Consider the following 23,485-nt stretch of genomic DNA (forward strand, 5'->3'; position numbering starts at 1 on the left):
TCACGGCAGGTCGACGCCCAGCCAGTAGGCAAAACAAAGCCAGGTAAAACCGGTGGTTGCGACCGCGATAATGGCGGCGATGGCGATGCTGCGCAGCGTCCGTTCTGGCAGCAGATAGAGATACCCCAGAAACAGGAACACCGGCGTCGCCGCGAGATAGCTGACCCTGAGCAACAGCACATACCCGACCAGCCCCGCCATGCCCGCCATCACCGTCCCGGCGCTGCCTTCGGAAAAGATCGGCCCGCCCATCGGCCGCGTCCGGCTGTGCACCAGCGCCCACCCGGCCAGGGCTGCGGTCAGGACACCGGTGAATACCGGAAAGCTCCAGGCGGGCGGCTTGATCGCCCAGGCCTCCCAGGTCAGGGCGGCGCAAAAGACGACCACCAGAGCCAGCAGCGCTTTCTCGAGAACGGACATCATTTGCCGGCCTCCCCGCCTGCGGACAGTCTGCCGCCCAGACGTGCGGCGCGCTTGTTGCGAAGGCTCAAGAACAGCGGCGTGGCAATGGACAACACGCAAAGGGCAATCAGCACCAGTGAAATGGGCCGGAACACCATCGTCAGGTAGCTGCCCTGCGCCTGTGCAATCAGCAGCGAACTGGTGAATTCACGTTCGGCGATCGGCCCGAGGATCAGGCCCAGACCAATGGGCGCGGCCTCAACCCCGATGCGACGAAAGGCATATCCGCCGATCCCGAGGGCCGCCATGATGATGACACCGAACATCGAGTTGGTGACGGAATAGGCGCCGACACTGGCAAACACCAGGATGGTCGGCGCCAGATAGGTGCGCGGAATGCGCAACACCAGCGTCGACACCCGGATGATCAGGAAATATCCCAGCGGTGCCAGCAGGATGCTGGAGATCAGCAGACCGATCATGAACGACATCGCCACGCCCGAGCCATCCGAGATCAGGTTCATGCCGGGCCGCATCCCAAACGACATCAGCGCGCCAAGGATCACCGCAGCATTCACATTGCCCGGAATTCCCAGTGCCATCATCGGGATCAGGCTGCCGCCGACCATCGCGTTATTGGCCACCTCGGAGGCCATGACCCCTTCGATGCGGCCCTTGCCAAAGCTGGCGCTGTCACGGTCCCAGCGCCGCGTTTCATTGTAGGAAATGGTCGACGCGATGGGCCCGCCTGCGCCGGGAAGCATGCCGATCACCACGCCAATGGCCGAGGACCGGAGCAGAACATCCCAGCGCCGCCCCATCGCCTTCATGACCTTGGCCAGGGCGTCCTTCTGGGCGCCAATCTCCGGCGTGGGGCGATCTCGTTCGTCACTGGCAAGGCTGGACAAGACCTGCGCCACGCAAAACAACCCCAACAGCGCCGGGATCAGGTGAACGCCGGAAATCAGCGAGGACTGGCCGAACGTGAAGCGCGGCATGCCCCAATAGGGATCGATCCCGATCAAGCTGATCGCGATGCCGAGCCCACCGCCAACCAGGCCCTTCAGCATGTTTCCCTCGGACAGCGCGGCAATCGTCGTCAGGCCCAGCACTGTCAGCCAGAAATATTCCTGCGGGCCGAAGCGCAGCGAGAACTCCGCCAAGGCGCCAAAGGTGAACAGCAGAACCAGGATACCAACGGCGCCGCCAAACACCGACCCTGCCAGCGCGGCCAGCAGCGCCTCTTTCGCGCGGCCTTGCTGGGTCATGGGAAAGCCGTCAAAGGTGGTTGGCAGGGATGACGCCGTGCCCGGAATGTTCAACAGGATCGCGGCATTGGCATCACCATACATCGCGCCCATGTAAATCGACCCGAGGACCAACAGCCCCATGAGCGGGTCCATCGGATAGACCACGGGCAACAGCAACGAGATTGCCATGACAGAGCTGAAGCCCGGCAGCGCGCCGATGATGGCACCGAACACGGTCGCCAGGGCGATCATCAGCAGGATCGTCGGATCCATTGCCGCAGCAATGCTTTCGGAAAAAGGCATGAAATGGGGTCTCCCGGCCCGCGACGGCCCAGCCTATGGGCCGCCGTTGAAAGGAACCAACCTCAGTCGATCAGTTCATACTTGCGCAGCAACTCGGTGGTGCTTTGCTCCATCGCCATCACCGCCTGTTCCAGCGCGGCACCATCCTGCCAGATCGCGCCCTGCCCCTGATCGGCGGATGCGGCGACAAAGCCTTCGCTTTCGGTGACCGATTGCAACGTCTCGCGCAGATGGGTCAGTACGTCGTCCGGCAATCCTTCTGGCGCCACGATGATCCGCGCCGTGGACAGGTCGATCGGAATGCCCTTTTCGCTGAATGTCGGGACATCGGGAGTGAAATCCGACCGCTCCGCAGCGGTCACCGCAAGGGCGCGCCCGTTTTCCTGACTGGTGAAAAGGCCCAGCCCGATCAGTCCGGCCGTCACATGCCCGCCGGCAATGCGCGCCACGGTATTCGACCCGCCCTGCGTCGGAACCAGCGTCACTTCGACCCCGGCGCCGTCCATCATCTGCAAGGCTGCCAGATGGGCCGCGCCCATGGTGCCGGTGATTGCCAGCGTCATCGTGCCCGGCGCGTCCTTGGCCGCTGCCAGAAACGCCTCGAGGGTCTGGTAGGGGCTGGTTTCAGGCACCATCAAGACAATGGGGTCGGCGTTCACGCGCCCGATGTAGTCGAAACTGTCCAGCGCGAATGTGCCGGTTCCTGCCACCGGTTGGACGACCATATTCGGCAGGTTCACGATGCCGACGGTGTATCCATCCGGCTTGGCCCGACTGATTTCCGCCGTGCCGACAGCGCCGGCCGCCCCCGGCTGATACTTGAAGTTGAAGCTCTCGCCGGTCTGCTCTTGCCAGAACCGGTCGACCGTCCTGGCCACGCGGTCCGATCCGCCGCCCGCGCCGAACGGCACGATCATTGTCACCTGACGCTCCGGGTATTCCGCCGCTGCCTGCGCCACGCCCAATCCCAGCATCGCAACCGCCAGAACGCCGGACTTAATCATGGTTTTCATACAAATTTCCTCCCATTTCGATCTCCCGGGCCCAAGCTCCGCGAGGATATCTCGCTTGATAGCTCAACTGAGATATCAGCATCTAAGGAGGTCGCACAGCCCCTCACGCCCTGTCAAGTGGCTATTGTCTGTCGGTAAATGTCTGGTTTGCAGCGCCCGGGTGGCAGTACCGGCTTCGACGAAGCCGCCCGCGGCACGGACCTGCGGCGCAACTTGCATGCCGTCTGGGAGATCACACGAAGTCCGAGACCGTGGGGAAGGCCGCCGACATGATCGCGAAGCTCTACGGCATTGAACGAGAGGTCGCCGGCCATCCAGCCGAGACGCGCAGGTCCGCGCGGACGCGGCATCCGGACCCAAGGTCGATGCCTTCAGGGCCTGGGCGGAGGCTCCGCTGCCTTGCATTCCGGGCGCGGGCGACCTTGCCACGGCGTTCCGCTCTGGGCGAGCCGGATCCGAAACCCGATAGCCGCCGCCTGACATGAACCTCCCGCCATGGCATAGCACGGCGGAAAACCGGTCAAATATCCAAGACCCCATCTGACCCGAGGCCCGCCTGCCCGCGAAGGGGCAGACGGCCGGAGCCCGCGTCAGGCGAGCTCGAAGTGGATGTCCTGCGCGCCTTCCCAAAGCACCAGGTTGCCGAGCTTGGCCAGGTTCTCCTGGCCGCTGGTGATGGTCAGGAAATGGTTGCCGGCAAGCTGGCCCATCTTGGACGAGAAATCGACGCCGCCATAGGCCAGCAGGATCTCGGTCTCGGAAATGCCGCCGGGATAGAGGATGAAATGCCCCGGCGCCGGGTGCGAGGTGTGGTTTTCATAGCCCACCCCGAAGTCATGATCGCCCAGCGGGATCCACACGCCCTCGCCGCTCCAGCGCACATGCACCAGCTGGCTCTTGTAGGGCAGCGTCTTGCGAAACACCGCGCAGGTCTCGGGGGCGGCGTCTTCCTCCAGCACCGCGTCGAAGTCGTAGGGGCCGGCCTTGATTTTCAGCTTGGTCATGTCGTGCCTTTCTTCAGCTGTTGAAACGGTCGAACGAGAATGCGGCGAGGTCCTGCCGCAGGGTGCCATGGAGCGCCGCCTGCGCCGCCGCGCGGCCCATCAGCGGCCCGAGGGTATAGCCGTTGGCGGTGGCCGCGACGCTCACGCCGGGATGGCCCGGCAGCGGCCCGATCAGCGGCGCGCCGTCGATGTCGATGTTCATCGCCGCCCAGCTGCGCAGCACCCGCAGCCCGCCCACCGCCGGCACCGTGCGCGCCGCCACCCAGAGGTTGCCCTCGAGACTGTCGGGCAGCACCCGCGACTGCCCGCCCGGCCCGGTCTCGGCGGTCCAGGCGCCGCCGATCAGCACGGTGCCAGAGGCGGTCTGTTTCATCGTCAGGTGGCGGTCGGCATGGGCCACGAGGCAGGGCAGCACCGGCGCGCAGCGCTCGGTCACCACCATCTGCAGCGGTGCGCCCTTGACCGGGATCGCGGCGCCCAGCATCCGGCCGAGCTCTGCCGACCAGCCGCCCGCCGCGATGACGAGGCGCGGGGCGCTGATCTCGCCGCGCGGGGTGGCGATGGCGTATCCGTCGCCGGCGCGGGCGAGGCCGGTCACCGGCGCCTGCTCCTCGAAGGTCACCCCCAGCGCCCGCGCCTCGGCGATCAGCGCGCGCGAGGACGCGAGCGGGTTGATCTTGCCCTCGCCGGGGCACCAGGCGGCGGCCACCATGCGCGGCGAGATGCCCGGCGCGATCTGGCGCAGCCGCTCCGGCCCGATGATCTCGGTGGTGATGCCGACCCGCGCCTCAGAGGCCGCCTTCTGCTCGAGAAAGGGGATCTGCGCCGCGGTCTCGGCGACCATCAGCCCGCCGGTGGTGGCCATTTCGAAATCGGCGCCGAGCTGGCGTTGCAGGTCACCCCAGAGCGCGATCGACTCCTGTTGCAGCGGCAGGGTGCGCAACTGCAGGTCACCACCGCCCACCGCCTTGGTCCCGAAATCCCACGACAGCAGCTGCAGGTGCAGGCTGCCGGCGTTGCCGCCAGAGGCCTCGGCATTCAGCCAGCCGCGGTCGAGCACGGTGACCCGCGCGCCCTCTCGCGCGGCGAAAAGCGCGGCCGAGATGCCGGTGACACCGCCGCCGATCACCACAAGGTCGGCGCTGTCTTGCGCCAGCGGCGTCGCGGGCGGCGGGCCCGGCCGCGCGGCCGGGGCGCTTTCGCGGTGGCCGCCCCATTCCGGTTTCTCGATCCCCAGCGCCGAGACCGGCACCGGTTTGGCCGGCAGTTGCGGCGCGAAAAGCCGCTCCGGCGGCTGTTCTGCGCCCGCCTCGGCCAGCATCCGCAGCGCCACCGGCAGGCAATAGCGCCCCTGGCAGCGGCCCATGCCCATGCGGGTGGCGCGTTTGAGCGCCCCGGGATCGCGCGCGCCCTCGCCGATCGCCTGGCGCAACTGGCCCGCCGTCACCGCCTCGCAGCGGCAGACCACTGCGTCGTCTTCGGGTGACGCCGGCGGCGGGGCCTCGAACAGCGACCAGAGCGCCGATTGAAACCGTCGTGCGCGCGCCAGCGGTTCGGCCGAGACCTCTGGCGCCTGACGCCCGAGGAACCGGGCGATGGCGGCGCCGGAGAGCGCGCCCTGTGCCTCGGCGGCGGGGGCGCCGCCCATGCCGCCGGCATCGCCCGCGATCCAGAGACCCTCGACCGAGGTCGCGCCGGTCTCGTCGCGCTGCGGCACCGGCCAGCCATTGGCTGCGCCGGCTTCCAGTGTCGCGCCCATCAGCCGGGCCAGTTCCATCTGCGGCGCGAAGCCCGCACCGACGCAGACCGTGGCGGCCGCGAAGGCGCGTTCCGCCCCGCCGCCCACCGGTTGCACCACGGCGGCGGTCTCGGTGATCCGGGTCAGCTCCCAGCCGGTCAGCACCGGCACGCCGGCGCGCGCAAAGCGCAGCCGTTGCGCCATACCGGCCGCGATCAGCCCGGGCGACTGGCGCGCAGCCCGCGCGACCGCACCGATGCGGCGCAGCGCGGCCCGTTCGACCACCGCGGTGACCGTGCCGCCCATCCGCAGGATCTCGTCGGCCACCTGCCAGCCCAGAGGGCCATGCCCGGCCACCAGCACCGGCCCCGGCGGCAGCACGCCGTAGCGCCGCACCAGCGTCTGCGCGCCGCCGATGCTGAGCACGTTTGCTCCGGTCCAGCCCGGCACCACCGGCGGCATCTCGTAGCCGCCGGTCGCCAGCAGCACGGCCTTTGCGCTGACCTTGAGCCCGCCCTCGGCGCCCTGCGCGCGCAGCGAAAACCCGTCGTCCGCCCGCGCGTGCCAGACGGTCTGGCCATGAGCCACCTCGATGCCGGCCTCGGCCACGGCGGTGCGCAGGGCGTCGCCGGCGCGGTGCTGGGCGTCCTTGGGCGCGGCGTGGCGGAAGCCTGCGCTGCGCGGTTTGAAGTATTGCCCGCCAGAGGCATCGCGCTCATCGAGTACCAGCACCGACGCACCGGCACGGGCCAGCTCCAGCGCGGCACGCAGCCCCGCCGGCCCGGCGCCGATCACCGCCACGTCGACGCTGACCGCGCGCGGCGGCGCGGCCTCGCCGTCCCAGGGCGCGGGCGGCGCAGTCAGATCCTCCTGCGCGCGGATCTCCATGCCGGGCGTCACCTTGGTCATGCAGGCCAGCTGCCCGACCTGCCCGTCCACCTGAACGGCGCAGTCCTGGCAGACGCCCATGCCGCAGAACATCGCCCGGTCCTGACCGGCGCAGCCGGTGCCCAGCTTGCGCACCCCCGCGGCCGTCAGGGCGGCAGCGATGCTGTCGCCGGCGCGCGCCTCGAGCGGTGCGCCGTTCCAGGTGAAGCGCATGGGTTACGCCTCGGCCAGTTCCAGAAGGTCGGTGGCCTTCATCGCCGCCAGCAGCTCCGGCATGTCGGCCTCGGGCAACGGCAGCCGCGGGCTGCGCGGATCGCCGGTGGGCAGGCCCATCAGCTCGAGCGCCTTCTTGGTGGCCGAGACATAGCGGTGCCCGCCGACCAGCCGGATCACCGGCAGCATCCTGGCATAGAGCGCGCGGGCGGCATCGTAATCCTGCGCATCCGCGGTCAGGGTGAACAGCCGGGCGCAATCCCGCGGCAGGATGTTGGACCCCACGGCCACCCAGCCCTCGGCGCCATTGACGAAACTTTCGAACCCCATGATGCCGCCGAACACGGTCATCCGGTCGCCGCACAGATCGAGGATATCGCGCACCCGGGTCACGTCCATGGTGCTTTCCTTGATGTAGTCCACGCCCTCGAGCGTCGACAGCCGCGCCACGATCGGGGCGGTCAGGTCGACATTGGCGGTGGCCGGGTTGTTGTAGAGCATGATCGGCAGGTCGGTGGCCTCGCTGATCCGCGCGTAGTGGCGATAGAGCTCTTCCTCGGTCGGGGTCGAGTAGAACGGCGGGATGATCATCACCCCGTCGGCGCCCACCGCTTCGGCCATGCGGCAATTCTCGATCACCTCCTCGGTGCTCTCGGCGCCCGCGCCCAGCAGCACCGGCACCCGGCCGGCCACGGTGTCCACGACACAGCGGGCGACGGCCTCGCGCTCGGCCCGACTCAGCGACAGGAATTCGCCGGTCGAGCCCAGCGGGATCAGCCCGTGGATGCCTTCGGTCACCTGCCAGTCGGTGTAGCGGGCCATGCGCGCGGGATCGAAATTGCCCGCATCATCATAGGCGGTGACCATCACGGAATAGGTGCCGCGAAACTGGGTCATTGCGGGATCTCCTTCAAGTTCAGCAATCGCAAGGGGGTGTCGCGCAAAAGCGCGGATACGAGCGCGGGCGGAAACTCCAGCCGTTGCATGAGGGCCGTGACATTGCGCAGGATGTGGCCATAGCCATGGCCGCCCCAGTGGCGCAGACGGGTCTTGGTGCAGATGTCCTGCGAGAGGGCGATTTGGTCGCCAAATCCCTGCGCGGCGAGATCGCGGATCAGCCGCAGGCGGGCCAGATCGGTGGGCAGCTCGACCTCGTCGGTCATCCAGTAATGCGAACTTTCGACGCCGAAGAAATCCCATTCCACCACCGCGCCGCGTTCGAGCAGCGGCGCGATGCCGGTGCCGTCGGGGTGGGTGCGGTCCATGTGGCAGAGCACCACGCGGGTGAGGTCGGCGCCATTGGCCTCGAGGATGTCGAGGATTTCGGCGCAGGCGGTCTCGTGCCGGCCGGGATGCACGCTGATCGCCGCACCGCTGCGGGCCTGAGCCCCGGCGGCGGCCTCGAGCGCGCGGGTCTCGAACGGGGTCAGCGGCCAGGAACAGCCCATCTCGCCGATCAGCCCGGCGCGGATATCGGTGCCGTCCATGCCCTCGCAGACCTCGGCGGTAAATCGGTCGGCCAGCGCCTCGGTGGGCAGCGCCTTCAGATCATCCGGCACATAGGCCTCGACATAGGTGCCGGCGGCGGCGACCACATGCACGCCGCTCCGGCGCGAGGCCTCGGCTTGGCCTTGCGGATCGCGGGCGAGGCCAAAGATCGACTGGTCGACCAAGAGGCTGCCGCCGTCCTCGGCATAGGCCGAAAGCTCGGCGGCGGCGATCCCCACATCGGTCTGCAGCGCATTGGCGGCGCATTCATTGGCGCGGTAGTCGATCTGCCAGCGGTCGGCCGGCGCGATCTCGGCCCAACGGTCGCCGGCGGTGCCGGGCGGCACGATGTCGAACAGCAGGTGTTCGTGCAGCAGGATGGGTCCGACCGCCTCTGCAGACAGGTCGCCCAGAACGGTTCTGATCACGGGAGGCCCCTTCAGAGGATTTTCGACAGGAAGAGCTTGCTGTGCTCGTTCTGCGGGTTGGTGAAGAACTCCTCGGGCGGCGCCTCTTCGACGATCATGCCATCGGCCATCATCAGCACCCGGTCGGCGGCGGCGCGGGCAAAGCCCATCTCGTGGGTGACCACGATCATCGTCATGCCCTGCCGCGAGAGGTCGATCATCACGTCGAGCACCTCGGAGATCATCTCGGGGTCGAGCGCCGAGGTCGGCTCGTCAAACAGCATCACCTGCGGCCGCATCGCCAGCGCCCGGGCAATCGCCACCCGCTGCTGCTGGCCGCCGGAAAGCTGGCTGGGATAGGCGTCCGCCCGGTCCGGCAGCCCGACCCTGGTCAGCAGCGCATGGGCATGGGCCTCGGCCTCCTTCGGGTCTTCGCCCATGATCCGCACCGGCGCGAGGGTGATGTTGCGCAGCACGTTGAGATGCGGAAAGAGGTTGAAGGACTGGAACACCATGCCCATCTGGCGGCGCTGTTTGGCGACCTTGCGGTCGCCCAGCTGCACCCGCTTGCCAGAGTTGTCCTGGCGGTAGCCCATGTTCTCGCCGCAGGCGATGATGCTGCCGCCCTCGATGGTTTCCAGATGGTCGATGCAGCGCAGCAGCGTCGATTTGCCCGAGCCCGAGCGGCCGGCGATGACCACCACCTCGCCGGTGCGGACCGTCAGGCTCACATCCTTGAGGACGGTGACCTTGCCAAAGCGTTTCTCGACGTTCCTGACCTCGACGATCGGCGGGCCCAGATCACGCGGGCCGGCCTTCGCCACCGGGAGGACTTGCGTTTCCATGTTGCTCATATCCTTGTCCTCCATTTCAGACCTGGGCGGCCTGGCCGGTCAGCACCGGGTCGGGCTTTTTCTTGGGATCGGTGTCGGCGACGGGGCCGAAGGGCCGGTCGTAATGCGCCTCGAGCCGTTGCTGGATCAGCCCCCAGACGGTGGTCATCAGCAGGTACCAGCAGGCCGCGCACATATAGGCCTCGAGCACCTTGAACTCGAGCTGGGCCAGCTGCTGGGTGCGGCGGAACAGCTCTTCCATCGAGATCACCGAGGCCAGCGAGGTGGTCTTGATCATCAGGTTGAACTGGTTGCCGAGCGGCGGGATGATGACCCGCGTCGCCTGCGGGATGATCACATAGCGCATCCGCTGCGGCCAGGTCATGCCAAGCGCGAGGCTGGCGTCCTCCTGCCCCTTGTTGACCGAGGTGATGCCCGAGCGGACGATCTCCGCGAAATAGGCCGCCTCGTGCAGCGACAGCGCGATGATGGCGCTTTCGACCACGCCGAGCTTGATGCCGACCTTGGGCAGCACGGTGTAGATGATCACCATCTGCACCAGGAGCGGCGTGCCGCGCCAGACCCAGATATAGGTATTGGCGATCTGCCGCAGCGCCCAGGTCTTGGACATCTTCATGAAGGCCAGCATGACCCCCAGCGAACAGCCGATCACCATCGCCACGATCGACAGCCAGATCGTCGTCCAGACCCCGTTCAGCATGTAGGGGCTGAACAGGAATTGCATGAAATGGTCCCAACTCCAGGACATGGTCTCTCCCCTCAGGGTTCAGGGCGGCCACGGGTGACCGCCCTTCGTTTCAGGTCACGGTCGGTGCGGTTCAGCCGCCGGTGTAGAAATAGGTGAACTCGCCCGGCCAGCGGTCCCAGACGTCGATCGGGGTGGTGCCGTAGCTGTCCATCATCGCCGCATAGGTGCCGTCCTCGCGCATGGCGTTGAGCGCGTCGGCCACCGCCTGGGCCAGATTCGGTTCGTCAAAGGCAAAGGCGCCGGGGGTGCCGGGGAAGAGTCCGGTCGCGGCCTTGGAGAACTGGCCCTTCTCCTGATAGTAGGAGCCGATGGCATCGCCGGCAAAGACCGCCGAGATCTGTCCGCCGCCAAGCGCCAGGAAAGTCTCGCCATAGGTGTTGAAGGCGCGGATATCCATCGGGTCCATGCCCTTGGCGACCTGCGCGTCGTTGATCTCGTTGAGCTTCTTTTCCTCGAAACCGGCGATCTCCACGCCCACCGCATGGCCGGCGAGGTCCTCGGGGCCGGTCAGCCCCTCGGGGTTGCCCGCCGCGGCGATCAGCGCCAGCGCGTTGACCGAATAGGGCACCAGCTGCATGAAGCCGGCGCGTTCGTCGGTGAAATAGAGGCCGGTGTTGATCATGTCCCAGCGGTCGGCATCGAGGCCGGGGATCTGCACCGCGAAATCGACGTTCTGATAGTTCGGCTCGAGGCAGAGCCGCTTGGCGATCTCGTCGCCCATGTCCTTGTGCAGGCCGGCGAGATTGCCATTGGCGTCGATATACTGCTTCGGCGGAATCGTGGCGTTGATCGACATGGTGAGCTTGCCCGGCTCGACCAGCGGCAGGCCTTCGGGGCAGTCCTGCGCCAGCGCGGCGCCGGCGGAAAGGGTCATCACGGTGGCAAGCGCCGTTGCGGTCATCATGCTGTGTTTCATGGGGTTTCCTTTGTTGGAGGCTTCGTGAGTGGAGGGGAACGGGGCCGCTTCACCGGCCCTCTGTCGGATTAAGGCTCAGGGGTGCCGGCCGCGGCACCAGTCGGTGACCACCTGCGTGGTCACATCGACCATGCGCTGGAAGTCGGCCACGTCGATCCATTCGTCGCGCTTCTCGTTCTGGCTGAGATCGCCGCAGAGACAGCCGAAGGCGACGCAGGGGATATCCGCCTCGACCGGCGGATTGCGGATGTCCGAGGAGGTGTGCATCACGTTGACATAAGGCGCCTCGCCGGTGACCTCGCTGACGGCCCGGGCGGTGACCTGGTAGAGCGGGTGATCCTCTGGCACATGCGCGCCGGTCACGCCGGTCAGCCAGTCGACCCGGGGCGGGTTGTCGCGCAGCCAGTCGTCGGATTGCGCGGCCTTGGCCACGGCGGCCTCAACCTCGGCGCAGATCTCGGCCAGGGTTTCGCCCGGCGGAAAGGACAGTGCGCCGCCCATGATGCATTCGTCGTGGATGCGGCTGAACTTGCGCATCTCGCCGCACTGCAGACGCGAGATATGCAGGTTGGTCGCCCGGCCCACCCGCGCCTCCATCTGCGGCTGGCGGACCCGCTTGGCGCGGGCCTCGGCCAGATCCATCAGCGCGGCGTGGATCAGGAAGGCCTTGTTCACCGGATTGGCGGCGAGGTGCGAAAACGCGGTCTGCCCCGGCTCGGTGGTGTCTGGCGCCTGCCCCTTTATGGTGATCTTGAATTCCACGTGGCCCGAGGCCAGCGCCTTGATCTCGCGCATCCCGACGCCGGATTCGGCCGGGTGCAGGTAGAGCGCGGCATCGGCGCGCAGACCGTCATGCAACAGTGCCGCAACCCCGCGGGCATAGCGCTTGGAGGGCGTCGAGGCAAAGACCACGCGGCCCATCGGCTGGCCAGAGGCCGCCGCCGCCTCGACCGCCAGAACAGCGGCGGCGCAGCCGGCAAGGTCATCGGCGACGCCCCAGCCATAGAGCCGGCCGCCGTCGATCTCGCCGGCAAAGGCATCATGGGTCCACTGATCGGCATCGGTCACCGGCTCGCCGTCGGGATGGGCAAAGATCAGCAGGCTCGGCAGATCGCCCTGCCCCTCCAGCGTGCCCACCACCGCGCTGCGCAGTCCGGTGGTGCCATTGGCGGCATCGATCTCGCCTTTCACCGGCACCTTGGCCGGGTCGTATTCGGTCTGGGCCACCGTGCAGCCCGCCTGCGCCAGCCGCGCGGCAATCGCGGCCTGCACCGCGGCCTCGCCTTTCACTTGGGCGGCGATCAGCTCGCGCAGAAAGGCGATGGCACTTTCGGTTCTGCCCTGGGGGGCGCTGGCGTCATTCATCTGTCGTCTCCTTCCATCGCGTACCGACGGTATACAATCAATTAACAACGGTACACTGCCAGAATGCAATAGATTTCTTTTCGGATACATGAGATAGAGAAGGAGAGCCGCTTTCCGACCGGGGCCAGTGCCTGATTATTGCACGTTTCGCCCGCCGGTGGCCGGATATCGGCGCGATGCCAGTAAAGAGTCGACCGATGACCAAACAGACCCCAGCCCTGACCCCCGGCCCCGACAGCGCCGTTGCCTCAAAAAGCGGCACTTTGTCGGACCAAGCCTATGCTGCGGTCTCGACGATGATCGAGCAGCGCCAGCTGGTCTCCGGTCAGGCGGTGGTCGAGCAGCAGTTGGCCAACGAACTGGGCATCTCGCGCACCCCGCTGCGGCAGGCCTTGCAAAAGCTCGAGGCCGAGGGCGTGCTGGTGAAATCGGCCAGCCGCTCCTATCAGGTGCGCAAGGTCGAGCTGCGGGAATACCTGCAGAGCCTCAAGGTCCGCGAGCTTCTGGAAAGCGAGGCGGCGGGGCTCTGCGTCGACCGGATCGACGCCGCCGCGATTCAGGCGGCGCGGGCGGCGCTGCACGCGGTCAAGACGCAGAAACCCTATGACATGCTGGCGCATTGGCGGTCTGACGACCAGGTGCACGGGCTGTTCATCGAACATTGCGGCAACCGGGTGATGACCGACCTGATGCATGCCCTGCGCGCCAGCACCAAGATGTTCGAGATCGACCGGCTGTCGGAACGCCTCGAACCCGACTCGCGCCAGCACGAGATGATTCTCGACGCGCTCGAGTCGCGCGACCCCGAAGCGGCGCGCAAGGCGGTGGCCAGCCACATCCGCTCGCTGTTCCAGTTCGCCATCGAAACCGTCTCCTAGGCGCTGCCTGTTTCCCGGGCAAACCGGGTGCGGCGCCGACGATTCTCTTCAAGTGATGTATACAGTCTGTCTTTTAGACGTATACTGCCTGTGAAAAGATCACCTTGAGGCCTATCCCATGCATTTTGACCTGCTCCTGAAATCCGGAACCGTGGTGACCGAGACCGAAAGCCTGAAGGCCGATGTCGGCATCCGGGACGGCAAGATCACCGCCATCGAGGCTGTGCTCGACGGCCCCGCCGACCGGGTGATCGACGCCACCGGCCGGCTGATCCTGCCCGGCGGGATCGACAGCCACGTCCATATCTCGCAGCCCTCCGGCGACGGCATTGTCATGGCCGACGATTTCGAGAGCGGCACCCGCTCGGCGTTGTTCGGCGGCAATACCACGGTGATGCCCTTCTGCCTGCAGGAGCGCGACGGCGACCTGCGCAGCGCGCTCAACTGGTATCACGGGCTGGCCGAGGACCAGCTCTATACCGATGTCGCCTTTCACCTGATCGTCGCCAACCCCAGCCCCGGCGTGCTGGGCCAGCAGCTGCCGGCGGCGATCAAGGACGGCTACACCTCGATCAAGGTCTTCATGACCTACGAGAACCTGCGGCTCAACGATGCCGAGTTGCTCGCCACCTTTGACGTGGCGCGCGAAAACGGCGCGACGATGATGATCCACTGCGAGAACGAGGATGCGATCCGCTATCTGGTCGAGCGTCACGAGGCCAACGGCGATGTCCGCCCGCGCGCCCATGCCGCGACCCGGCCGGTGCCGGTCGAGCGCGAGGCCACCCACCGCGCCCTGTCGCTGGCCGAGATCGTCGACCTGCCGATCGTCATCGTGCATGTCTCGAACGCCGCCGCGATCGACGAGATCCGCCGCGCCCGGGCGCGCGGCATGAAGGTCACGGCCGAGACCTGCCCGCAATACCTGGTGCTGACCGAGGATGACCTCGACGGCATGGACTGGGAGGGCGCCAAGTTCGTCTGCTCGCCGCCGCCGCGCAATGCCACCGAGCAGGAGGCCTGCTGGCAGGGGCTGACCGATGGCACCTTCGATCTCTTTTCCTCGGATCACTGCCCGTTCCGCTACGAGGGCACCGACGGCAAGATGAACCCCGAGGGCGCGAAGAACTTCCGCTACATCCCCAACGGCATTCCCGGCATCGAGACCCGGCTGCCGATCCTGTTTTCCGAAGGCGTGGGCAAGGGCCGCATCGACCTGCAGCAATTCGTGGCGCTGACCGCGACCAACCACGCAAGGACCTACGGGCTCTATCCCCAGAAGGGCACGCTGGCGGTGGGATCGGACGCCGATATCGCGATCTGGGATCCGGAGCTCACCCGCACCGTCAACCATCAGGACTTGCATGACGGCGCCGATTATTCGCCCTATGAAGGCATGACCCTGACCGGCTGGCCCACCACCGTGGTGCTGCGCGGCAAGGTCATGGTGCAGGACGGCGTATTGGAAGGAAAGCTCGGTGACGGTCAATATCTCTCTCGCTAGGTCACGGTGCCGCCTGTTGCAGCACAGGAGGCCCGCATGAGCCGGGAGATCAACGACCCCATCAAGCTCCCCCCGCGCAAGCGCAGCAGCGCGCTGTCGGAACAGGTGCGCCAGCGCCTGAACGAGATGATCCGCAACCGCGACCTGACCGGCGGTCAGGTGATCACCGAAGAGCGCCTGGCCGAGACGCTGGGCGTCTCGCGGACGCCGCTGCGCGAGGCGCTGTTGCGGCTCGAGGGCGAGGGCATGCTGCAAAAGAACGCCGGCCGCTCCTTCATGGTACGGCAGGTGGATTTCACCGAGTACATGCAGAGCCTGAAGATGCGCCGGATCATCGAGCCGGAGGCCGCGGCGCTGGCCGCCAGACGGGTGCCGAAGTCCGAGCTGGCCGAGATGCGCGTCGAGATCGAGGCGCTGCACAGCACCCATGACGACCGCGAGCACACCCGCGCGCACTGGAATTGCGACGACAGGCTGCACCGGCTGTTCGGCTACCATTCCGGCAACCAGGTGATGTACGGCGTGATCGAGCGGCTGCGGGTCACCACCCGGCTGTTCGAGGTGACCGACATCCGCCAGCGGGTCGAGGCCGACCATGCCCAGCATCTCGAGATCCTCGACGCGCTCGAGGCGGAAGATCCCGACTGGGCGCGCCGCGCGGTCGACGCCCATATCGCCAGCCTGATCGGCTATTCGCTGGAGCAGTTCACTTGACGCCGCGCCCGCGCGCCCCTGACGCGGGCGCCGGGTGTCAGGCCGCGGCGCGGGCGGCCTCGGCGTCGAGGACCGCGCGCAGCCGGTCGGTTTCCTCGGGCGACAGCTGCCGCATCGGGCGCTTCATCCGGTCGGTCGCGATATGGCCCTGCAGATGCAGATAGGCCTTGAGCCGCGCATTGGCAAGATACCCCGGCGCCCGGCGATAGATTTCGCGCGAGAGCGGGTAAATTGCCGCGTGCAGCTCTCGCGCCCTCTTCCAATCGCCGGCTTGGCAGGCGGCGAACAGCCCGGTCACAAGCTCCGGCACGATGGCCGCGAGCGAGACCTGGCTGCCCTCGGTGCCGATCTGGTAGCAGGCCAGCAGGTGCTCATCGCCAGAGGCCATGACCGAGACGCCGGGCCGCTCCGACTTGATCCGCCGGCGCAGCTCTTCATAGGCCGCGACCTCCCAGGCACCTTCCTTGATGCCGGCGACCGCCTCGATCTGGCAGAGCCGGGCCAGCAGATCGACGTCATAGGACAAATGCCCCCAGCCCAGTGGCGCCTTGTAGAGCACCAGCGGCAGCCCGCAGGCGGCGGCCACGGCGCGGTGATGGTCGGTCACGATGGTCGCATCGGCGCCCATCGCCCAGTGATTGGGCGGAAAGACCAGCACCGCATCCGCCCCGGCCCGCGCCGCCGCTTCGGCCTCGCGCGCGGCCCCGGCGGTGGATTCCGAGGTCACGCCGACGGTGAGGAAACAGCCCTCGGGCACCGAGGCGCGGGTCACCTCTGCCACCCGCACGCGCTCGTCGGGCGCCATCAGCCCGCCCTCGCCGGCGTGGCCATTGATCAGCAGCCCGCGAATGCCATCGGCCTGCGCGATCCGCGCCACATGGGCCGCCAGTTCGGCCTCGGAGACCGCGCCGTCGTCGGTCAGCGGACAAAGCGTGGCGGCGTGGATGCCGGTCAGCTGCGGGATGTCGAGGGGCGGGGCAATCTCTGTCACGTGCGATCTCTTTCGTTACTGGGGACGGTGGCCGGGCAGCAGCCGGTCGATGGGAAACAGCGGCATGTCGGGCGCCTCGCCCAGCAGCGCCTGGGTCAGGCAGCGGGCCACATAGGGCGCGCTGGTATAGCCCGAATGCACCGAGCCGATGACCCAGGCGCCGGGATGGCCGGGCACCGGGCCGACGGCGGGCAGGGCATCGGCGGTCTCGGCCTCGAAGCCGGTCCAGATGCGGACGATCCGCGCCTGTCGCAGCGCCGGGATGGCGTGCACGGCCAGCCTCGCGTTGCCGATGGCGCTGGCGGCGGTGGCGCGGTGGGTGCCGCTGGCGCGGCCGCCCTCGCCCTGCCAGCCGCCGCCGATCACCACGGTGCCATGCGGGTATTGCTTGAGCGACAGCAGCCCGCTGGCAATCCCCAGCACCGTGCGCATCACCGGCGCGGCGCGTTCGGTCACCGCCAGCTGGTTGATCAGCGTCCGGATCGGCAGGTCGACCCCCAGCCAGCCCAGCATCGGCTCGATCCAGACACCGCCGGCCAGCACCACCTGCCGCGCCGGGTGGCGGCCCTGAAGGGTACGGATGTCATAGCCCGGGCCCGCGGGATCGACGCCGGTGACGGGGGTGTATTCGCGCAGCTCCACCCCGGCCTCGAGCAATGCGCGGCGATAGGCCAGCCCGGTCAGATAGGCATTGGCATAGCCGTCGACCGGGCAGTGACTGGCCATGCGGATGGCCGGGTTCACCCCGGGCTCGATCCGCGCCGCCTCGGTGGGCGACACCAGCCGGATCGGCGCGCCGGCGGCGCTGCGGGCCTCGGCGCGTTGCGACAGGATCTCTTCCTCGGCCTCGGTAAAGGCCAGCGACAGACCGTCACAGGCCACCACCCCCACGTCATGGCCCAGCCATTTCGGCGCATTGACCCACATCTCATGCGCCTTCAGCGCATAGGGGATCAGTGCCGCGCGGGTCATCTGCATGGTCAGCGTGCCGGCATTGGTGCCAGAGGCCTGCCGCGCCAGCGCGCCGGCGTCGAACAGCACCACCCGCAGCCCGGCGCGCGCCGCAAAGAGCGCCACGCTCGCGCCTTGAATGCCGCCGCCGATGACGGCCAGATCATGCCCGCCCCCGGTCATAGCGGCGCCGGTTTCGGAACCGGGATGTCGGAGTAGTCGAACTCGCCGATCAGCCGGTCCATGCTGACCGGGCGCACCGGCGCGCGCGGCGTGAGCCGCAGATCGGCCTCCGGGTGCATCAGCCGGGCGGCGTTCAGACCGCACATCCGGCCCTGACACGGCCCCATGCCGAGCCGGGTGAAATGCTTGAGCTGGTTCAGATCGCCGGCGCCGCGCGCCACGGCCGCGTCGATCTCCGAGCGGCACACATCCTCGCAGCGGCAGACCACCGCGTCGGGCGGCACCTCGGCCAGCGCCGCCTCGGGAAAGGCCATCAGGCGGCAGGAGGCATCGGCAAACCGCAGGGCCCGCACCAGTTCGTGCCGCGCCGGGGCGGTCTGTTTCGCGACCTCGGCCGCGCTCAGCGCCCCGTGGTCGCGCGCCGCGGCAAGGCCCGCGATCCGCCCCTGCAGCACCGAGGGCAAGGCGCCATGCACCCCCGCCCCGTCGCCCGCCGCGTAGAGCCCGGCCACCGAGGTGCGCCGGTCCGCGTCCACCAGCGTCCGGTAGCCGCCGCGCAGCGCATCGCGTGTCTGGGCCGCACCGAGCAGGCGGTGCAGCTCGTCCGCCGGGGTCAGCCCGTTGCCGAGATAGAGCGTGTCGGCCGCGATCTCCTGCACCCGTCCGCTGGGCAGATGCCGCACCGTGACGGCGGCCAGCTGGGGGTCGCCCGTGGCGGCGATCACCGCGCTTTGCCGCAGGATCGGCACCCGTGCCGCGCTCAGCCGCGCCATCCACTGCGCGCCGCGCGCCAGCATCGACGGCACCGCGGCAAAGCCCGCGGCGGCGCGCAGCCAGTCGCCCCGGCTGGCCCGGTCGACCACCGCACGCGGCCGCAGCCCCAGCGCCAGGGCCTTGGCGGCGACGGCGATCAGCAGCGGCCCCTGACCGGCGATCACGATCTCGCGGCCCGGCAAGGCGTGCTCAGACTTGAGGAGCGCGGTCGCCGCGGCGAGGCCGAAGACGCCCGGCGTGGTCCAGCCCGGAAACGGCAGCACCCGCTCCATCGCGCCGGTGGCGAGGATCACCCGCGGCGCCGAAAGCGGCCGGTTGCCCTCGGGGGTGAGACAATGCAGCGTGAAACCGGGCTGCGCGTCCCAGACCTCGGCCCCGGTCAGAAGATCGACCGAAGCGGCCTGCAACCGGGCCCGGAGCGCCGCGCCCTGCCGGCCATCGGCATCCGTTTGCGCCGCCGCCCGCGCTTGGGCGGTGCGCGGCGCGCGCCAGACCTGACCGCCAGGTGCCGGGCCTTCGTCGACCAGCGCCACCCGCAGCCCGGCAGAGGCCGCCGCCAGCGCCGCCTCGCCGCCCGCCGGGCCGGCGCCGACGACGATCACGTCATACCCCTCGCTCATGCCGCCCCGCCCGCACCGCGCAGGGCGACCACCATGCCCGGCGCCGCCTCGGTCTGGCAGGCGCGGCGAATCACGCCGTCGATCTCGATCGCGCATTCCTGGCAGGCGCCCATCATGCAGAACGGCCCGCGCGGTGCCCCGGCCAAGGGAGAGGCGCGAAAGCGGTAGAGACCGCCTGCCAGCAACGCCCCGGCCACCGTCTGACCGGCGACGCAAGCGATGGGTTTTCCATCCACAACCAGTTGAAATGCCTCATTTTCGATCATCTTCGGAAGTGCCCGCCCCGGCCCGTTCAAGAAATCTGTTTACTTGTATGTGATTTGTATACAGTCTGAGTGCAAGGCGAGCAATAGAGTTTGCCGAAGCGATGAACCGAAAACAGGGACACCAGACAGATGATCACATTTCTCAAGCGCGCGATGGCCGCCGGGGCGGCCGCCCTGCTCTCTTCCTCGATGCTTTTGCCAGGCGCGGCAGAGGCGCGGTCGCTGGATGAGATCCTCTCCTCCGGCACACTCAAGGTCGGCGTGAACCCGACGCTGCCGCCCCTGGGCATCTATGATGACACCAACCAGATCGCCGGCTTCGACGTCGATTTCTCGCAAAAGCTGGCGGACATGCTGGGGGTCGAGCTCGAGGTGGTGCAGGTCGGCTCGCCGGACCGCATCCCGTTTGTCGCCAGCGGCAAGATCGACATCGTCATGGGCGCGATGACCCGCAATCCGACCCGCGCCAAGGTGATCGACTTTACCCTGCCGGTGCACACCGAGGTGTTCGGCGTGCTGACCACCGAGGAGAAGGGCTATACCGACTGGAAAGAGCTCAACTCGCCGGATGTGACCATGGTGCAGGTGCGCGGCTCGACGCCGGTCAAGTTCATCGAGGAGAACCTGCCCGAGGCCGAGGTGCTGCTGCTCGACAACTACCCCGACGTGATCCGCGCGCTGGCGCAGGGCCGCGGCGATGCGCTGCTCGACGTGGTGGATTTCGTCGGCGAGCACATGAACAAGCATGACGTTGCCTGGAAGGTCGTCGAGACCCCGGTCGACATCTACTACTGCGCCATCGGCGTCGCCAAGAACAGCGACAACCTCAAGGACTGGCTTAACGTGGCGATCTTCGAGCTGCACCGCGACGGCGTGGTCGACGATCTCTGGGTCAAGTGGTTCGAGCGCCCGATGATCCGCGAGGTCGGCGTTTCGCCCTGGTTCTGAGCCCCTTTTCCCGAAGCGCAAACAAGGCCCCTGCAGAGCACTCTGCGGGGGCCTTGCAACCAAGGGTGATCGATGGACTATACCTTTCAGTACGGCCAGGTCTGGCCCTACCTTCCCTATCTCGTCAAAGGCGCCTGGCTGAGCCTGCAGATCGCCTTTCTCGCCTTCTGCGGCGGCATGCTGATCGGCACCGCCTGCGCCGCGGTCAAGACCTTCGGCGGCGGCTGGATGCGGCGCGGGGTGAACGCCTATGTGGTGTTCTTCGTCAACACGCCGCAGCTGGTGCAGATCTACTTTCTCTACTTCGCGCTGCCCGACATGGGCATCTATCTCAGCTCCTACATGGCGGTGCTGCTGGGCATGACGCTGAACGCCGGGGCCTATCTCACCGAGATCCAGCGCGCCGGTTTTGAAAGCCGCCGCCAAAGCGAGATGGAGGCCGCCGAGGTGCTGGGCTTTTCCCGCTGGCAGCAGATCCGCTACGTGATCCTGCCGCATGTCGCCAAGGTGCTGTTTCCGCCGCTGTCGAACCACTACATCCTGATGACGCTGGGCACCTCGATGGCGGCGATCTTCGGGGTCGAGGAACTGACCGGCCGCGCCTTCAACATCAACAGCGAAACCTTCCGCTCGCTCGAGGTCTTCTCGATCGTGGCGGTGATCTACGTGGTGGTGACGCTGGTCGCCTCGGTGCTGCTGGCGCTGTTCGGCCGGATCGTCTTTCGCGCCAAGATGAGGGTGGTGTGATGAGCGGTTTCCTCACCGAGCTGACCAGCCTGCTGACCCAGTACAACCTGATCTTCCTGCTCAAGGGCATGGCCACCACATTCGCGCTCTCGGCGCTGGGGTGCATCCTTGGCGGGCTGTTCGGCACCGCGCTGGCCGTCGCGCGGCTGACCACCGGGCCGCTGACCCTGCCGCTTCGGGCGCTGGCGCTGGTGTTCACCGAGTTCTTTCGCCGGGTGCCGTTTCTGGTGACGCTGATGCTGTGCTTCTTCGTGTTCCAGTTCAGCGGGCTCGACGTGTCGACCTTTACCGTGGGCTGCGTCACCGTGGTGCTGATCGGCACCGCCTTTCTGGCCGAGATCGTGCGCGCCGGGCTGCAATCGGTGCACCCCAACCAGTGGCACGCGGCCGAGACGATGAACTTCACCCTGCTGCAGACCATCCGCTACGTGGTGCTGCCGCAGGCCTGGACGGTGATCCTGCCGCCGGCCTTCGGCTTCTTCATCCTCTTCATCAAGGACAGCGCGCTGGCCTCGCAGATCGGCGTGGTCGAGCTGACCTATGTCGGCAAGGTCTTCAACAACCGGGGCTTTTCCGCCGGCCTGTCGTTCGGCGTGATCCTCGTGGCCTATTTCATGCTGTCCTACCCCCTGTCCCGCCTCGGCGCGAAACTGGAGAAAAAACTTGCCTCATCTCGAACTCGATAACATCAGCGCCGCCTATGGAAAGCTGCGGGTGCTCGACGGGATCGACATCTCGGTCGGCTCTGGCGAAACCGTCGGGCTGATCGGCCCTTCCGGCTCTGGCAAGAGCACCATCCTGCGGGTGCTGACCGGCCTGCTCAAGCCCGAAGCCGGCGCGGTGCGGGTCGGCGGCGAGGAGGTCAACTTCGACAGGCCCGCCGAGATCCGCCGGCTGCGCGACCGGGCGGCGATCGTGTTTCAGCAGTACAACCTGTTCCAGAACCTCACCGTGCTGGAAAACGTGATGATCGCCCCCACCAAGGTGCGCGGCCGCAAGCCGCGCGAGGTGCGGCCCGAAGCCGAGCATCTCTTGGCCAAGGTCGGTCTGGCCGACAAGATGGACAGCTACCCCGACCAGCTCTCTGGCGGTCAGCAGCAGCGGGTGGCGATTGCCCGCGGGCTGTGCCTCAAGCCCGAGATCCTGCTGCTCGACGAGGTCACCGCCGCGCTTGACCCCGAACTGGTCAGCGAGGTGCTCGACACCATTCGCGGGCTGGCCGAGGACGGCATGACCATGCTGATCGTCAGCCACGAGATGGGGTTCATCCGCGAAATCAGTGCCCGGGTCGCCTTCATGGCCGAGGGCAAGGTGGTCGAGCTCGGCTCGCCCACGCAGATCTTTGACGCCCCCGAAAAGGAGAGAACCCGTGATTTCGTCGGAAAAATCCTGCGCCACTGAGGCGCTGCCGCATCTGCCCGGGGCCGATCTTCTGGTCGGCGCGGTCGATGGCCATGTGCACGCCTGCCCGCATATCAACCACCGCTCGCTCGATGTCTTCGAGGCCACCCGGATGGCCGCCGCCGCCGGCATGCGCGCCATCGGGCTGATGGACAACTTCGCCAATACCTCCGGCCTCGCGGCGCTGGCCAACCGGCAGCTGGGGCACCTCGGGGTCGAGGTCTTTGGCGGGCTGATCATGGAGCCGCCGGCCGGCGGGATCAGCGCCGAGGCGGTGCGCATCGCGCTGAAACTGGGCTATGGCGCGCCGGGCGACGGGGCGCGCTTTGTCTCGCTGCCGACCCATCACACCCGCCACGTGGCGCTGCTGGAACAGCGCGCCGAGGATCACCTCGCGCGCTGCCTTGCGATCCCCGAGAGCGGACCGCTGCCCGATCCGCTGCCCGAGATCTTCGATCTGGTGGCCGAGGCCGACGTGGTGCTGAACACCGGTCACCTGTCGGGGCCGGAGGCGCTGCGCACGGTCGAGGCGGCCCGCGCCCGCGGGGTGGCGCGCCTCCTCGTGCCCGCCAGCCATTATGACGCCGAGACCGTGGCGGCGCTGGCCGGTCTGGGCGCGCATGTCGAGTTCTCGTTCTTCTTTGCCAGCCATGCCACCCAGACCGGGCTGACCCATGTGGACGCCGCCCGCAACACCGTCCCCCCGGTCAGCGCGCCGGAGATGGTGGCGCTGATCCAGGCCGCGCCGCCCGACAAGGTGGTGCTTTCGGGCGATTGCGGCGTCTTCCTGCTGCCGCCGCCGGTCGAGGGGCTGCGCGAGTTCCTGCTGCTGCTGGAAAGCTGCGGGATTGGCCGCGCGGACCTGCGCCGCATGACCGGCCAGACCCCGGCTGCGCTGTTCCGGGTCGGGGGCTAACCG

Annotated in this window: 23 protein-coding genes; 8 read left to right on the top strand and 15 right to left on the bottom strand. The window is 67.8% G+C overall.

Annotated elements, in window-relative coordinates; translation table 11 throughout:
* From VOI27_RS15640 to VOI27_RS15690, 11 genes are all read right to left on the bottom strand, one after another.
* Entirely contained in the window at window positions 1-423 is a 423-nt protein-coding gene (locus tag VOI27_RS15640; RefSeq protein WP_323766301.1) for a tripartite tricarboxylate transporter TctB family protein, read from the bottom strand.
* On the bottom strand, window positions 420-1,955 hold the full coding sequence (locus VOI27_RS15645; RefSeq protein WP_323766302.1) for a tripartite tricarboxylate transporter permease: 1,536 nt from the start codon (window positions 1,953-1,955) through the stop codon (window positions 420-422). Before VOI27_RS15645 ends, VOI27_RS15640 begins: the two co-directional genes overlap by 4 nt.
* A 62-nt stretch (window positions 1,956-2,017) precedes the next feature.
* Window positions 2,018-2,968 (bottom strand): tripartite tricarboxylate transporter substrate binding protein, encoded by a 951-nt coding sequence (locus VOI27_RS15650; protein ID WP_323766303.1) that lies wholly within the window; start codon window positions 2,966-2,968, stop codon window positions 2,018-2,020.
* A gap of 590 nt (window positions 2,969-3,558) precedes the next feature.
* Window positions 3,559-3,972 (bottom strand): DUF3830 family protein, encoded by a 414-nt coding sequence (locus VOI27_RS15655; RefSeq protein WP_323766304.1) that lies wholly within the window; start codon window positions 3,970-3,972, stop codon window positions 3,559-3,561.
* A 13-nt stretch (window positions 3,973-3,985) separates the two neighbouring features.
* Window positions 3,986-6,811 carry an FAD-dependent oxidoreductase gene (locus VOI27_RS15660; RefSeq protein WP_323766305.1) on the bottom strand — a complete coding sequence of 942 codons (2,826 nt, stop codon included), beginning with the start codon at window positions 6,809-6,811 and terminating at the stop codon, window positions 3,986-3,988.
* A 3-nt stretch (window positions 6,812-6,814) separates the two neighbouring features.
* Window positions 6,815-7,708, bottom strand: a complete 894-nt coding sequence (locus VOI27_RS15665) for a dihydrodipicolinate synthase family protein (protein WP_323766306.1) — start codon at window positions 7,706-7,708, stop codon at window positions 6,815-6,817.
* On the bottom strand, window positions 7,705-8,727 hold the full coding sequence (locus VOI27_RS15670) for a hypothetical protein (RefSeq protein WP_323766307.1): 1,023 nt from the start codon (window positions 8,725-8,727) through the stop codon (window positions 7,705-7,707). Before VOI27_RS15670 ends, VOI27_RS15665 begins: the two co-directional genes overlap by 4 nt.
* A gap of 11 nt (window positions 8,728-8,738) precedes the next feature.
* A complete protein-coding gene (locus VOI27_RS15675; RefSeq protein ID WP_416374683.1) occupies window positions 8,739-9,494 on the bottom strand; it encodes an amino acid ABC transporter ATP-binding protein in 756 nt (251 codons plus the stop codon).
* A gap of 82 nt (window positions 9,495-9,576) precedes the next feature.
* Window positions 9,577-10,308, bottom strand: a complete 732-nt coding sequence (locus tag VOI27_RS15680; protein ID WP_323766309.1) for an amino acid ABC transporter permease — start codon at window positions 10,306-10,308, stop codon at window positions 9,577-9,579.
* Window positions 10,309-10,378: 70 nt separating this feature from the next.
* The gene (locus VOI27_RS15685; RefSeq protein ID WP_323766310.1) at window positions 10,379-11,224 is read right to left on the bottom strand and encodes an ABC transporter substrate-binding protein; all 846 of its coding nucleotides are present in this window, start codon (window positions 11,222-11,224) and stop codon (window positions 10,379-10,381) included.
* Window positions 11,225-11,299: 75 nt separating this feature from the next.
* Window positions 11,300-12,589 (bottom strand): M20 family metallopeptidase, encoded by a 1,290-nt coding sequence (locus VOI27_RS15690; protein WP_323766311.1) that lies wholly within the window; start codon window positions 12,587-12,589, stop codon window positions 11,300-11,302.
* Between the two features lie 197 nt (window positions 12,590-12,786).
* On the opposite strand from VOI27_RS15690, the gene VOI27_RS15695 reads away from it, so the two are divergent.
* The 3 genes from VOI27_RS15695 to VOI27_RS15705 all read left to right on the top strand — a co-directional run bounded on the left by VOI27_RS15695 (window position 12,787) and on the right by VOI27_RS15705 (window position 15,685).
* On the top strand, window positions 12,787-13,467 hold the full coding sequence (locus VOI27_RS15695; protein WP_323766312.1) for a GntR family transcriptional regulator: 681 nt from the start codon (window positions 12,787-12,789) through the stop codon (window positions 13,465-13,467).
* 118 nt (window positions 13,468-13,585) lie between these two features.
* Window positions 13,586-14,971 carry a dihydropyrimidinase gene (gene hydA / locus VOI27_RS15700; RefSeq protein WP_323766313.1) on the top strand — a complete coding sequence of 462 codons (1,386 nt, stop codon included), beginning with the start codon at window positions 13,586-13,588 and terminating at the stop codon, window positions 14,969-14,971.
* A 36-nt stretch (window positions 14,972-15,007) separates the two neighbouring features.
* On the top strand, window positions 15,008-15,685 hold the full coding sequence (locus VOI27_RS15705; RefSeq protein WP_323766314.1) for a GntR family transcriptional regulator: 678 nt from the start codon (window positions 15,008-15,010) through the stop codon (window positions 15,683-15,685).
* A 37-nt stretch (window positions 15,686-15,722) separates the two neighbouring features.
* Here the strand turns inward: VOI27_RS15705 and VOI27_RS15710 are convergent, their stop codons facing one another.
* Genes VOI27_RS15710 through VOI27_RS15725 form a run of 4 tightly spaced genes read right to left on the bottom strand, consistent with a single transcriptional unit; the run spans window position 15,723 to window position 19,470 of the window.
* Window positions 15,723-16,676 carry a dihydrodipicolinate synthase family protein gene (locus VOI27_RS15710; RefSeq protein ID WP_323766315.1) on the bottom strand — a complete coding sequence of 318 codons (954 nt, stop codon included), beginning with the start codon at window positions 16,674-16,676 and terminating at the stop codon, window positions 15,723-15,725.
* Window positions 16,677-16,691: 15 nt separating this feature from the next.
* Complete coding sequence (locus tag VOI27_RS15715; protein ID WP_323766316.1) at window positions 16,692-17,810, bottom strand: FAD-dependent oxidoreductase; 1,119 nt, start codon at window positions 17,808-17,810, stop codon at window positions 16,692-16,694.
* Window positions 17,807-19,204 carry an FAD-dependent oxidoreductase gene (locus tag VOI27_RS15720; protein WP_323766317.1) on the bottom strand — a complete coding sequence of 466 codons (1,398 nt, stop codon included), beginning with the start codon at window positions 19,202-19,204 and terminating at the stop codon, window positions 17,807-17,809. The genes VOI27_RS15715 and VOI27_RS15720 overlap by 4 nt, the downstream gene beginning before the upstream one ends.
* Window positions 19,201-19,470 carry a (2Fe-2S)-binding protein gene (locus VOI27_RS15725; protein WP_323766318.1) on the bottom strand — a complete coding sequence of 90 codons (270 nt, stop codon included), beginning with the start codon at window positions 19,468-19,470 and terminating at the stop codon, window positions 19,201-19,203. The genes VOI27_RS15720 and VOI27_RS15725 overlap by 4 nt, the downstream gene beginning before the upstream one ends.
* A gap of 129 nt (window positions 19,471-19,599) precedes the next feature.
* Here VOI27_RS15725 and VOI27_RS15730 point away from each other — a divergent pair, with 129 nt between their 5' ends.
* From VOI27_RS15730 to VOI27_RS15750, 5 genes are all read left to right on the top strand, one after another.
* Window positions 19,600-20,418 (top strand): transporter substrate-binding domain-containing protein, encoded by an 819-nt coding sequence (locus VOI27_RS15730; protein ID WP_323766319.1) that lies wholly within the window; start codon window positions 19,600-19,602, stop codon window positions 20,416-20,418.
* A gap of 72 nt (window positions 20,419-20,490) precedes the next feature.
* Entirely contained in the window at window positions 20,491-21,165 is a 675-nt protein-coding gene (locus VOI27_RS15735) for an amino acid ABC transporter permease (protein ID WP_323766320.1), read from the top strand.
* Window positions 21,165-21,851, top strand: coding sequence for an amino acid ABC transporter permease (locus tag VOI27_RS15740; RefSeq protein ID WP_323766321.1), 687 nt, complete (start codon window positions 21,165-21,167; stop codon window positions 21,849-21,851). The genes VOI27_RS15735 and VOI27_RS15740 overlap by 1 nt, the downstream gene beginning before the upstream one ends.
* Window positions 21,829-22,566 (top strand): amino acid ABC transporter ATP-binding protein, encoded by a 738-nt coding sequence (locus VOI27_RS15745; RefSeq protein WP_323766322.1) that lies wholly within the window; start codon window positions 21,829-21,831, stop codon window positions 22,564-22,566. The genes VOI27_RS15740 and VOI27_RS15745 overlap by 23 nt, the downstream gene beginning before the upstream one ends.
* On the top strand, window positions 22,535-23,482 hold the full coding sequence (locus tag VOI27_RS15750; protein ID WP_323766323.1) for a DUF6282 family protein: 948 nt from the start codon (window positions 22,535-22,537) through the stop codon (window positions 23,480-23,482). The genes VOI27_RS15745 and VOI27_RS15750 overlap by 32 nt, the downstream gene beginning before the upstream one ends.
* Window positions 23,483-23,485: the final 3 nt, after the last annotated feature.

It is taken from the genome of Marinovum sp., assembly GCF_034669705.1.
GTDB lineage: Bacteria > Pseudomonadota > Alphaproteobacteria > Rhodobacterales > Rhodobacteraceae > Marinovum.